Origin of the sequence: Mycobacterium sp. E2238, assembly GCF_001672665.1 — a bacterium.
GTDB lineage: Bacteria > Actinomycetota > Actinomycetes > Mycobacteriales > Mycobacteriaceae > Mycobacterium.
The window spans coordinates 20,940-33,338 of the sequence record NZ_LZKF01000079.1; the positions used below are offsets into that span (position 1 = coordinate 20,940).

Genomic DNA, 12,399 nt, shown 5'->3' on the forward strand with positions numbered 1-12,399 from the left:
CGATCACTTGTTCCGGGACAGCGACCGGCGATGTAGTGGCTCGCGGCCCGGCGGCTGCTGCGGCGGCGCCAGTAGCGGCTTACGGGGTTGTACCGCAATGGTTTTCGGCGCATCGGTGCTAAGGGTGATATCCTCACCCGCGTGCCGGATGGTGAGTTGGCCGCCCGGTCCGTCGCGCACCGTGTAGGTGACGTCGGAATGGTTCACGTCGACGGTAATCCGGAAATCGCGCCAACGGAGCCGGAACCTCAACCGCGAAATACCGTCGGGCAGCGCGGGATTCAGCGACAGGATGCCCTCGTCGTCGCGCAGGCCGCCGAAGCCGCCCACCAGCGCCGTCCAGGCGCCGGCGAGCGACGCCATGTGCAAGCCATCACGGGTGTTGTGGTGCAGGTCGCGCAGATCGATCAGGCCGGCCTCGTAGGCGTAGTCGTGCGCCAATTCCAGGTGCCCGACCTCGGCGCACATCACCGCCTGGGTGCAGGCGGACAGCGACGAGTCGCGAACCATGCGCCGCTCGTAGTAATCGACGTTGCGCGCCTTTTGTTCCGGCGTGAAGGCGTGGCTCTGCCACTGCATCGCCAGCACCAGGTCCGCCTGCTTGATCACCTGCGCCGGGTAGAGCCGTACGTACGGGTCGTGCAGCAGCAAGGGATAGTCGTGGTTCTCTTGGAAGTCCCACTCCGCGAGGGTGGTGAACCCCTCGCACTGCTGGTGCACCCCCAGGCCGTCGTCGTAGGGAATGTTCGCGGCGTCGGCCGCGTCGCGCCAGCAGGCCGTCTCCTCGGTGGTGACGCCCATCGACTCCGCCACCTCGGGGTGGCGGTTGCAGGCATCGGCGGCGGTGCGCAGGTTGTGCGCGGCCATCAGGTTGGTGAATACGTTGTCGCGCACGATCGCCGTGTACTCGTCGGGGCCGGTGACGCCGTCGAGGTGCCAGACGCCGTGCCGGTCGTGATGGCCGAGGGAGAGCCAGAGCCGGGCCGTCTCGACGAGCACCGCGAGGCCGCAATTCTTCTCCAGTTCCTCGTCGCCGGTGACGATGCGGTACCGCTCGAAGGCCATGGCGATGTCGGCATTGATGTGCCAGGCCGCCGTGCCGGCCGGCCAGTAGGCCGAGCACTCCTGCCCGCGAATGGTCCGCCACGGGAAGGCGGCGCCCTGCAGACCCAGCTCGGCCGCGCGCTCCTTGGCGAGGTCCAGGGTCGACGCCCGCCACCGCAGCGCGTCGGCCACCGCATGCGGTGCGGTGTAGGTGAGCACGGGCAACACGTAACTTTCGGTGTCCCAGAAGGCGTGGCCGTCGTAGCCGGTTCCGGTGAGCCCCTTGGCCGGGATCGCGCGGCGCTCGGCGCGCACGCTGGCCTGCAGCAGGTGGAAAAGCCCGAACCGCACCGCTTGCTGGGATTCCGGGTCGCCCTCGACCTCGACGTCCGCGCTGTCCCAGAAGTCGTCCAGGTAGGCCCGCTGCGAATCCAGCAGCCCCTGCCACCCGGTGTAGCGGGCGCTGTGGATGGCGGCGGCGGCCTGGTCGCGCAGGGCCGGGCGCGAGCGCATGCTCGACCAGCCATACGCCAGGTACTTGACGATGCGCAGCTTCTGCCCGGCGCGCAGCCCGCAGATCACCGTGGTTCGCGCCAGATCTTCGCGGGCGTCGGTGCTGAACTCGACGCGGCCGGGAACGTCGATCTCGTGGTCCATCGCGGCCGACATCATCAGGGCGCTGCTGCGGGTGCGGTGCATGAGAAGCGCCCCGGTCTCGGTGTTTTCGTGGTCGACGGCCACCAGCGGGCTCTCCAGAATGGCCGATACCCGCGGGTCACCCGAGGTCTGGGGTTGGTCCTCGTTGGTGACCAGTTCGGACTGCACCGTCACGCGAACGAAATCGCCGACCGCTTCCACGACGTATTCGATGGCGGCGACACCGCGCTGGGCCAGCGAAACCAGCCGGGTGGACACCAGCTTGATCTCCTTGCCCGCAGGGGAGCGCCAATGCGCGCCGCGGGTCATCGTCCCGGCCCGCATGTCGAGAACCCGCTCGTGCGAGAGCAATTCGCCGTAGCGGACGTCGAACGGCTCGTCCTCGACCAGCAGGCGGATGATCTTGCCGTTGGTGACGTCGACGACGGTCTGGCCGGCCTCCGGGTAGCCGTAGCCCGCCTCGGCGTACGGCAGCGGCCGGATTTCGTAGAAGGAGTTCAGGTAGGTGCCGGGCAGACCGTAGGGCTCACCCTCGTCGAGGTTGCCGCGCAACCCGATGTGCCCGTTGGACAGGGTGAACAGGGATTCGGACTGGGCCAGCAGGTTCAGGTCGAGCTTCGTTTCGCAGACGTGCCATGGATCAACGGGGAATGCTTCGTCGTCGATCATGACTGCAGCAGCTCGGCGAGGTCGGTGACCACCACATCGGCGCCGTTGCGGCGCAGATCGTCGGCCTGGCCCACGCGGTCGACTCCCACCACGTAGCCGAAGTTACCGGCATGGCCGGCCTGCACGCCCGAGATCGCGTCCTCGAACACGGCCGCGGCCCCGGCCTCGACTCCCAGCAACTCCGCCCCGCGCAGGTAGGAGTCCGGCGCCGGCTTACCGGCGATGTGCTCGTCGCGCAGCGTGACGCCGTCCACCCGCTTCTGGATGAACTGGTCCAGGCCGGTGATCTCCAGGACGTCACGGGTGTTGGCGCTCGAGGACACCACGGCGATAGCCAGCCCGGCCGCCGAGACCGCCTCCAGATATCGCCGCGAACCCTCGAAGACCTCGACGCCGTCCTCGCGCAACACCCGCTGGAACATGTCGTTCTTGCGGTTGCCCAGGCCGTAGACCGTCTCGGCGTCTCCCGCGTCGTCGGGGCTGCCGTCGGGCAACTCGATCCCGCGGCTCTGCAGAAACGACCGGACGCCGTCCTCGCGCTTCTTGCCGTCCACGTATTTCCGGTAGTCGTCGGCCGCGTCGAACGGGACGAATTCCTCGCCGGTGCGTTTGGCCCGCTCGGACAGGTAGTCGTCGAACATGGCCTTCCAGGCCTTGGTGTGCACGCTCGCGGTATCGGTGAGCACACCGTCGAGGTCGAACAGACAGGCATGCACCTTCTCGGGCAGACCGAGCACGGGCGGACCTCGCTTCCTGGCCTTGGAGACTAGTTAAGCGATACCCACTCCACCATGCAGACATGTCTGTCGCCAAACGTTCAGCCGTGCCCGGCCGCGGCGACCCCCTGAACGGCTCGAAGACGCCCGTCCGCCAGCGCGGCGGTCAGGTTCTCGACCTTCCGGCCGAAGTCGTCGACGAAGGTGTGCAAACCCAGCGGGGTGGCGGGCTGGGCCAGCAGCGCTTGCATGAATTCGGTCGCCTGCCCGGTCAGGTCGTTCCAATGCTCGACGGCGAATCCGGCTGATTCGACGACTGCGCGTAACCCGTCCGGGCTGACCAGATGGCTGCGCTCGGGTTCATCGGCCCACGGCAGCGGATAGTCCAGCGTGTCCCCGTCTCCAATCGTAATGTCCCACAACGCAATCCGGCCTCCGATAGCCAGGACCCGGTGCGCTTCGGAGTAGAGGCGCGCCTTGTCGGCGACGTTCATCTGAACGTGCTGGCTGATGACGACGTCAAAAGTGCCGTCAGCAAAGGGGAGGTTGGTGACGTCCGCCTGCCGGACCGATATTTCGTCGAGACCGACCAGGCGATTGAGCCAGCGGCTCGTTTCGCAGTACTCGTCGGTGAGGTCCACGGCCGCCACCGTGCAGCCGCACCGGTCGGCGACGTAGCGCGCGGTCCCGCCGATCCCGCTGCCCGCGTCGAGCACCCGACTTTCGCCGGTGATGCCCGCCAGATCCACCAGTCGGCTGGTGGCGAAGCGGCCCATGGTGTGGAAGTCCTCGAGCGTGCCCAGGTCGGCGGGTGCCAGCCGGTCGAGGTCTTTGCCGGCGGACATCAGGGCGCGCTCGATGTTGGGCCGGGTCAGGCCGGTCGAGTACTGGCTCTGGATTGTGGCGCTCATCTGTGGACCTCCGCCCAGGCCGTGATCAGCGGGGGCATCGTGACGAGGGCTCCGGCCGCCAGCACCTCCCGGCGGAATAGCGGCACGAAATCCTCGATGTCGGCGAGCTCGTCGATGGCGAAGCCGCCCTGCTCCGCGATGGGGGCGACCAACCGCCAGACTTCGGCAGCGTAGGCCAGGATGTCGGCGTCGGCGGCGGTGCCGACGGGCGTCCCCTGGCTCAGCCGCGGGGTGCCCAGGCCGGCCTCGGCGAAGACGGTGTGCAGCGTGGTGCCGAACCGCGCGGACAGGCCCAGTGCCTCGAAGGCACGGACGATGCCCGCCGTCACCCGTCCGAACAGCGGCAGGTCCGGGATGCTGCGCGTCGCGGTGATGTCGTTCTCGGAGAACGCGATGACGCCGCCGGGGCGGACAAAGGAGCTCAGGTGCCGCAGCGTGCCGGCCGGGTCGGGCAGGTGCATCAGGATCAGCCGGCCGATCACCGCGTCCACCGGTTCGTCCAGCTCGATCGCGTCGACGGCGGCCTGTGTGAATTGCACTGTGCGCAGCCCTTTTTCGGTGGCGCGCTGCCGAGCGAGCTCGACCATCGCGGGTGCGGCGTCCACGCCGAGGACACTTCCCGACGGACCGACCAGGCCTGCGGCGACGAACGACACGTCGCCGGGTCCGCAACCGATGTCGAGCACCCGCATGCCCGGGCGCAGGCCGGCGAGGCGCAGCGCGTGCTCGGTGTAGTCGTTGTACAGCCGCCCCTGCAGAAGGAGCCGCCGCACCTCCACGTCGGCGTGGCCGAGGACATAGGTGCTCGTGTTCATCGCGTTCCTATCCTTTCCGGTGCGGTGTGCTCGGCCCGCCACAGCTCCGACTGACCGGAAAGCCGGGGACGTGCGGGTTGCGGATGTTGTTGAAGCCGGTCGAACTTGTCCAGGCGGTGCATCGGTACGAGGCCCGTCAACAGAAAGTCCCCGAGTTGCCGGATGAAATTACCTGCCGTGCGCCGTGTTTCGGGGCCGGTGACGTAGCGGCGTGCGATCGTCAGGAAGTCTTCGGGTTCGACGCCGGCGACGTCACGAACATGTGTGGTGGGACCACCCACTTCCCAGGTGCCGAGGGCGGATTCGGGCAGGTAGTGCCGCAGGCTGGACTGGAAGAACATGTCGGCGCCGAGCCGTTTGGCGTTGACGCGCACGGCGCGCATGAACATCCATGGCGGGATGTCGATGTGGCGCACCCGGCGGCCCAGCGCCTCACCGACCGCGTCGGCGATCTCGTTTCCCGATAGCAGGGTTGGTCCGGTCGGGCGATAGGCGCGGCCGTTGTGACGGTGCGGGTCGAGCAGGGCGCCAACGGCGACGCGGGCGATGTCTTCGTTGGAGGGAGGCGCATTTCGGCCCTTTCCGGTGGGCACCGGCAGGATTCCCAGCGCCGCGGCGAGGGGCAGAACCTGCAAATAGTTGTCGGCGAAATAGCCGGGATCGACCGCTACGTGGGCGGTGTCCGGCAGCAGGTCGAACAGCTTGCCGGTCAGCCATGCCTGCCGGGTCATCAGCGAAGGGTGGTCCGGGCTGGCCGTCCACTGCCCGAGCGCCACCACCGCTTCCACGCCGGCGCGTCGTGCGGCCACCGCGAAGGCAACCGCGCTGTCGAGCGCGTGGGGGTGGTACGGCGGGTTGAAGTACAACCTATCGATTCCGTCCATCGCGGCGGTAACCGCTTGAATATCAAACATATCGGCCACGACGATCTCGGCACCCAGCTCCCGCAGGCGTGCGCTTCGCACATCTTCACGGTGCACCATGGCCCTGGTGGCGACGCCATTCTCCAACAGTTGGGCGGTGACCGCGCTGCCGATCCTGCCCGTGGCGGCAGTCACCAATACTCGGGTGTTCATGGGATTGTCCTTTCGGTTTGACGTGCCGGCAACAACCAGCCGACGACGATCGCGGCGCCGAGCGCGATGCCCGCGCAGACCAACGAGCTCACCTGCAGGCCGTCCAGGAACGCACGGTCGACCGCGGCGCGCACGCCACCGGCCCGCTGCGCCGGCAGCTGCTCGATCACCCTGTGCGCCAGCGCCATTGAGTGCCGCATGGCATCGGCGGGCAGCCCGGTCAATGCTGCCGCCCCGAGATGTCCCGAATACACCGACGCGAAGATGCTGCCGGCGATGGCGACGCCGAGCGTGCCCCCGAGTTCGCGCGTGGTGTCGTTGACGGCCGAGCCCACCCCGGCCTTGTCGGCGGACAACGACCCCATGATCGCCTCGGTGGACGGCGAAACGGTCAGGCCGAGGCCGCCGCCGAGCAGCAGCATCTGCGTGGCGATCTGGGTGTACGGCGTGGCGGCGTCGGCGGTGGACGCCCACGCCAGCCCGGTCGCGAAGACGGTGAGGCCGGCGGCGACGACGGCGGTGGTGCCCGCCCGTTCCACCAGCCGGGGTCCCGCGATGCTGGCCAGCGCGATGGAGGCGGCGACCGGTAACAGGCACACCCCGCTCTGAAACGCGGTGTAGTCCTTGATGAATTGGAAGTACTGGGTGATGACGAAGATGAAGCCGAACAACGTCAGGAAGCCGGCGGTCACGGCGAGACTACCGCCGGAGAACCTGCGGTCGACGAACACCGACACGTCCAGCATGGGGTGGTCGCTGCGCCGCTCCCAAAGCGCGAACCCGGCCAGAACCGCTGCGGCCGAGGCGAACCCGATCGCGGTCCGGCCGTTGGTCCACCCCCAGGTGGGTGCCTCGATGACCGTGTAGACCAGCGTGGTGATCCCGGCCGCCGACAAGAGCAGGCCACCGGCGTCGACCCGCGGTGCGGCCGGGTCGCGCGAGGTCGGCACGAACAGGATGCCGCCGACGATGGCCACCGCCGCGATCGGGATGTTGACCATGAAGATCGAGCCCCACCAGAAGTGTTCGAGCAGCCAGCCGCCGCTGATCGGCCCCACGGCCACCCCGACGCCCACCATCGCCGCCCACAGGCCGATCGCCTTGGCCCGGGCCGCCGCGTCCGTGAAGATGTTGGTGATCAGGCCCAGGGTGGTCGGGAAGATGACCGCCGCGCCCACCCCCATCGCGGCGCGGGCCGCTATCAGCTGTGCGGCCGAATCGGTATGCGCCGCAACGGCGGAGGTTACGGCGAAGAGCGCCAGTCCGGAGTTCAGCCAACCCCGTCTGCCGAAGCGGTCACTGAGGCTGCCGGCGGAGAGCAGCAGTCCGGACATCACCAGGGTGTAGGCGTCGACGATCCATTGCAGCTGGGCGGTGTCGGCGTCGAGCTCCCGAGACAGGGTCGGCAGCGCGACGTTGACGATGGTGGCGTCGACGCTGATGACGAAGACCCCGAGGCAGATGACGCCCAGCGCGGGGATGGGGCGGTTCCGTAAGAGGGCTGCGGTGCTCATGGACAAGACGCTAAAGCTACTAGACAAATAAATCAAGTAAATGGTGGAGAATCATGTCTACTGTTGGTAGGATGGCCTGGTGGCGACCCGTAGGACCTACAACCAGAACTGCCCCATTGCGCTGGGGCTCGACGTCCTGGGCGAGCGGTGGACGCTGCTGATCCTGCGCGAGCTGGTCGGCGGCCCCCGCCGCTACGGCGACCTGCGCGCCGAGTTGCCCGGCATCGCAACGAATCTGTTGGCCGAGCGCCTCAAAGAGCTGCAGGACGCCGGGCTCGTCGACCGCGCCGACCTGCCCGCCCCGATCGGTCGGACCGTCTACACCCTCAGTGACGTGGGTTGGCAGCGGGCATTGCCCGTCTTGAGGAGCGTCGCGCTGTTCGGCCTGGACCGGTTGGACCCGGCCGAGGGCGGCGTGGTTTCACCGCTCAACGGGTTTTTGGCCGGGATCCTGCTCGGCTTCGACTCCGGCAAGGCGGCCGGGCTGGAGGCGACGTGCCGGGCCGAGATCGACGGCCGGCGTTTCGACTTCGCGGTGACCCAGGGCCACCTAGCCGGTGGTCACGGTGAACCTTCGGTGACTCTGACCGCCGGCGCGGCGGACCTGGTGGACGCCGGCCTGGGTTCGACCGAAGCCAAGCGCAAGGCGGCGCTGCGGCGCATCGACTTCCAAGGCGACCCGCAAACCGTCAGCGCCGTGCGTCAGGCCTTCGCGCTGTAGAGCTCACTTATCGAGCAGGGCGTCGATCCACGCCCGCGCGACGAACTTGCCGTAGCGGGTCGCGGACCAACCGCGTTCGAGGACGAGCAGCTCGTACAGCTCCGGGGCGTGATACGTCCACAAAATGTCACGCGCCTGCCTGGCGCTGACGCGCAGCTGCCCGGTGCGGGCGAGGTCGGAGGCGAACATCGCCATACCGGTCAGGGTTTCGTCCCTGATCTGTTTCCAGACTTCCGCGGCATCCGGAGAGGACGCGGCGCCGTCGCGCGCGAGCAGCTGGACCGGTGCACTGCGCGGCATGCTGGCGGCCAGGTGCTTGGCGTAGAGCTCCAGCTTGTCGACGGCATCGGTCGCGTTGGCAACGGTCTGGATGACGTCCCGCTCGACCATCGGGACCGGTTCGTCGTCGCCGGCCACGGACACATCGAAAAGTGCTTTCAACACACCCGCTTTCGTCGAGAAGGCCTTGTACACCGTCTCGACTGACACGCCCGCGTCGCGCGCGATCTCGCCGATGGTCGTCGTCGCGTACCCCTGGGCCAGGAACCGCTGCCGCGCGGCCGCCAGCACCGCGTGCCGGTTGCGCCGCGCCTGCTCGCGGCGACGGGTCGAGTCGTAGCGGCGCGGAGGTTGAGCCTTGACAGATCCCATTATTTGAATACATTCTCCTGTATCTATTACAGTGAACTGTATCAGAAGAAGGGAGCGCGGCATGACGACCGCGACACGCCCCGCCCTGTCGGCGGGTGCCCATCCCACGGATGTCGCGGGTGCGCTGGCACCCGAGATCAGACTGCGCGCCGACGAGGCCGAGGCGCTCGGCACCTTGCCGATCGATCTGGTCGAGCGGATGCGCGCCGCCGGTGTCTTCCGTGCCCTGCAACCGCGTTCGCTCGGCGGATTCGAAGTGACCCCAACCGATTTCATCGAGATGGTCGAGGGACTGGCGCGCGCCGACGGTTCGACGGGCTGGGTCGCGGCCATCGGTGCCGGCGCGCCCGCGTTCACCGCGTGGCTCGAACCCACCGTCGCCGCAGCTCTGTTCGGCCCGGACGCCGACTTCCTCGCGGCGACGGTGTTCGCACCCACCGGGCGCGCCGTCCCGGAGGGCGATGGGAGGTTCGGCGTCGACGGCCGATGGCCGTTCGCCAGCGGTTGTCGCCACGCCGAATGGATGCTGGGCGGAATGTTCGTCTTCGACGGTGACACCCCGCGCATGATCGCCGAGCAGGGCCCGGACTGGCGCCTCGCGTTCTTCCCGCGCGCTCAGGCGGAGATCGTCGAAAACTGGGACGTCCTGGGGCTGCGCGCCACCGGCAGCAACGACGTGGTCGGCCGAGATCTTCACATCGCCGAAGAGCACACGATCAGCCCCTTCTTCCAGTTGGCCCGCCACGACGGACCGCTGTGGCGGCTACCGTTCTTCACGCTCGTCGGAGTAGGCCTCGTCGGTGTCCCACTCGGGATCGCGCGGCGCGCACTCGACGAATTCACCGACCTCGCGCCGGCGAAGACGCGCGCCGGCACGTTCGAGCCGCTCGCGCAGGACCCCGCCGCCCAAGTCGAGTTCGCCCGCGCCGAAGCCGGTTTGAGGTCCGCGCGCGCCTTCGTGCTCGACGAGGCCGGCGGCCTGTGGGACACCGCGTGCGCCGGTGATCCGCCGTCGCTGCAGCAGCGCGCAGGCTTCCAGCTCGCCGCCCAGCAGGCGATGCGTGCGGCGCGTCTGGCGGTCGACACGACGTTCGGCTTGACCGGTGCGGGCGCGGTGCATGCGAGTCATCCGCTGCAACGCTGCTTCCGGGATCTGCACACCGCCGGTCAGCACGTGTACTTCAGCCCGGCGGCCCTGAAGCGCTACGCGGGCACCCGGTTCGGCATCACGCAGCCGACCCACCTGATGTGACTAAGCTGGCTGCCGTGGAAACACCCTCGCCGCGGCCCGTGCTGGTCGTCGATTTCGGCGCACAATATGCGCAGCTGATCGCCCGGCGCGTCCGGGAGGCGCGGGTCTTCTCCGAGGTCATCCCGCACACCGCATCGATCGACGAGATCAAGGCCCGCCAGCCCGCGGCGCTGGTGCTCTCCGGGGGACCGTCCAGCGTTTACGAGCCGGGCGCCCCGCAGCTCGACCCCGCGGTGTTCGACCTCGGCGTGCCCGTGTTCGGCATCTGCTACGGATTCCAGGCCATGGCGCAGGCCCTGGGCGGGACAGTCGCCCACACCGGCACCAGCGAGTACGGCCGCACCGAGCTGAAAGTGGTTGGCGGCGAACTTCATTCGGGCTTGCCGAATTCCCAGCCGGTCTGGATGAGCCACGGTGACGCGGTCACCGCCGCACCGGACGGATTCGACGTGGTCGCCAGCAGCGCGGGCGCGGCGGTGGCGGCCTTCGAGAACCGGGCGCGCCGCCTGGCCGGGGTGCAATATCACCCCGAGGTCATGCACACCCCGCACGGCCAGCAGGTGCTCAGCCGCTTCCTGCACGACTTCGCCGGGCTCGGCGCGGAGTGGACGCCGGCCAACATCGCCACCGCGCTGGTGGAGCAGGTGCGCGAACAGATCGGTGACGGCCACGCGATCTGCGGACTCTCCGGCGGCGTGGACTCGGCGGTGGCCGCCGCACTGGTACAACGCGCCATCGGCGACCGGCTGACGTGCGTCTTCGTTGACCACGGGCTGTTGCGCGCCGGCGAACGCGCACAGGTGCAGCGCGATTTCGTCGCCGCCACCGGCGCCAACCTGGTCACCGTCGACGCGGCCGACACCTTCCTGCAGGCGCTGTCGGGGGTGACCAACCCCGAGGGCAAGCGCAAGATCATCGGTCGCCAGTTCATCCGCGCCTTCGAGGGCGCGGTACGGGATATCTTGAGCGACACCGGGTCTGAGGTTGATTTCCTGGTGCAGGGCACGCTGTACCCGGACGTGGTGGAATCGGGCGGGGGCAGCGGGACCGCCAACATCAAGAGCCACCACAACGTCGGCGGCCTGCCCGACGACCTGAAGTTCAAGCTCGTCGAGCCGCTGCGGCTGCTGTTCAAGGACGAGGTGCGCGCCGTCGGGCGGGAGCTGGGCCTGCCGGAGGAAATCGTTGCGCGCCAGCCCTTTCCGGGGCCCGGCCTGGGCATCCGAATCGTCGGCGAGGTCACCGCGCAGCGGTTGGATACGCTGCGCCGCGCCGACTCCATCGCGCGTGAGGAACTCACCGCCGCCGGCCTGGACAACCTGATCTGGCAGTGCCCGGTGGTGCTGCTGGGCGAGGTTCGCTCGGTCGGTGTGCAGGGCGACGGCCGGACCTACGGGCACCCCATCGTGCTGCGGCCGGTGTCCAGCGAGGACGCCATGACCGCCGACTGGACCCGGGTGCCCTACGAGGTGCTCGAGCGCATCTCGACCCGCATCACCAATGAGGTTCGCGAGGTCAACCGCGTGGTGCTGGACATCACCAGCAAACCCCCCGGCACCATCGAGTGGGAGTGACCGGTGGGCGCCTAAGCGTCGCCACATCACGCCCATCCGCCCCACCGGTATCGATCGCATAAAGCCGCCCCTCCCGTTTCTTGACGGTTGTCGGAGGGCGGGTGTTTACTCTCAATCAGTCGAACATAGTTTCGAAAATAGTCGTCCGAGAGTGGTGGTAGGAGGCGGTCATGACTGCGGCTTTCGCCCCCGATCGCCGGCAAGAAAACCGGGCTGAACAGCTCGAATCGTTGCGCCGTCGGATGGCCGTGATAGCCGGGAAGGCGCCGGGGCCCGCGCCCGCCCGCGCCGACGACCTGCTGCCTGAATCGGAGTCCCAGCTGGCGTTGCCGCCGTGGCTGGCGGAGTCGCTGCCGGCGCCCCTGCCGCGCGGGACGGTGGCGGTACTCTCGGGCGCCCGGTCGCTGCTGCTGGGCATGGTGGCCGCGGTAACGGCGGCAGGCGGCAACGTGGCAATCGTCGGCCAGCCGGACATCGGACTGCTGGCCGCCGCGGAGATGGGTGCGGATCTGAGCCGGGTCGCGGTGATACCGGATCCCGGAACCGATCCGGTGGAGGTGGCCGCGGTGCTCGTCGACGGTATGGATCTGGTGGTTCTCGGTCTGGGCGGGCGCCGGGTGCCGCACACCCGGGCGCGGGCGGTGGTGGCGCGGGCCCGCAGCAAGGAGTGCACCGTGTTGGTCACCGACGGCGACTGGCAGGGCGCGCCCACGCGGCTGGAGGCCCGGGTCTGCGGCTACGAGCTCACTTCGGGAAGCCACCCGGGATTCGGGCGGATCAGCCGGGTGCGGCTGCAGGT

Annotated in this window: 11 protein-coding genes; 4 read left to right on the forward strand and 7 right to left on the reverse strand. The window is 68.7% G+C overall.

Features of this window, described 5'->3' with window-relative positions:
- Positions 1-3: 3 nt before the first annotated feature.
- The 6 genes from A5711_RS06455 to A5711_RS06480 form a co-directional block, all read right to left on the reverse strand.
- Entirely contained in the window at positions 4-2,370 is a 2,367-nt protein-coding gene (locus tag A5711_RS06455; RefSeq protein WP_067944794.1) for a glycoside hydrolase family 65 protein, read from the reverse strand.
- Entirely contained in the window at positions 2,367-3,107 is a 741-nt protein-coding gene (locus tag A5711_RS06460; RefSeq protein WP_067944795.1) for a beta-phosphoglucomutase family hydrolase, read from the reverse strand. The genes A5711_RS06455 and A5711_RS06460 overlap by 4 nt, the downstream gene beginning before the upstream one ends.
- Positions 3,108-3,187: 80 nt before the next feature.
- Complete coding sequence (locus tag A5711_RS06465) at positions 3,188-3,997, reverse strand: class I SAM-dependent methyltransferase (RefSeq protein WP_067944796.1); 810 nt, start codon at positions 3,995-3,997, stop codon at positions 3,188-3,190.
- The gene (locus A5711_RS06470; protein ID WP_067944797.1) at positions 3,994-4,812 is read right to left on the reverse strand and encodes a class I SAM-dependent methyltransferase; all 819 of its coding nucleotides are present in this window, start codon (positions 4,810-4,812) and stop codon (positions 3,994-3,996) included. The genes A5711_RS06465 and A5711_RS06470 overlap by 4 nt, the downstream gene beginning before the upstream one ends.
- Positions 4,809-5,888 (reverse strand): NmrA family NAD(P)-binding protein, encoded by a 1,080-nt coding sequence (locus tag A5711_RS06475; RefSeq protein ID WP_067944798.1) that lies wholly within the window; start codon positions 5,886-5,888, stop codon positions 4,809-4,811. The genes A5711_RS06470 and A5711_RS06475 overlap by 4 nt, the downstream gene beginning before the upstream one ends.
- Positions 5,885-7,402 carry an MFS transporter gene (locus A5711_RS06480; protein WP_067944799.1) on the reverse strand — a complete coding sequence of 506 codons (1,518 nt, stop codon included), beginning with the start codon at positions 7,400-7,402 and terminating at the stop codon, positions 5,885-5,887. Before A5711_RS06480 ends, A5711_RS06475 begins: the two co-directional genes overlap by 4 nt.
- Positions 7,403-7,481: 79 nt before the next feature.
- On the opposite strand from A5711_RS06480, the gene A5711_RS06485 reads away from it, so the two are divergent.
- Positions 7,482-8,123 carry a helix-turn-helix domain-containing protein gene (locus A5711_RS06485; RefSeq protein WP_067944800.1) on the forward strand — a complete coding sequence of 214 codons (642 nt, stop codon included), beginning with the start codon at positions 7,482-7,484 and terminating at the stop codon, positions 8,121-8,123.
- 3 nt (positions 8,124-8,126) lie between these two features.
- Here A5711_RS06485 and A5711_RS06490 read toward each other — a convergent pair whose 3' ends face one another.
- A complete protein-coding gene (locus A5711_RS06490) occupies positions 8,127-8,774 on the reverse strand; it encodes a TetR/AcrR family transcriptional regulator (protein WP_068122536.1) in 648 nt (215 codons plus the stop codon).
- 61 nt (positions 8,775-8,835) lie between these two features.
- Between A5711_RS06490 and A5711_RS06495 the strand changes: the two genes are divergently transcribed.
- The 3 genes from A5711_RS06495 to A5711_RS06505 all read left to right on the forward strand — a co-directional run.
- Positions 8,836-10,026, forward strand: coding sequence for an acyl-CoA dehydrogenase family protein (locus A5711_RS06495; RefSeq protein WP_082975665.1), 1,191 nt, complete (start codon positions 8,836-8,838; stop codon positions 10,024-10,026).
- Positions 10,023-11,600: a glutamine-hydrolyzing GMP synthase gene (guaA, locus tag A5711_RS06500; protein ID WP_197500970.1), complete on the forward strand. Its 1,578-nt coding sequence runs from the start codon at positions 10,023-10,025 to the stop codon at positions 11,598-11,600. The genes A5711_RS06495 and guaA overlap by 4 nt, the downstream gene beginning before the upstream one ends.
- Positions 11,601-11,770: 170 nt before the next feature.
- A partial coding sequence (locus tag A5711_RS06505) for a hypothetical protein (RefSeq protein WP_067944801.1) occupies positions 11,771-12,399 on the forward strand: 629 nt, incomplete at its 3' end.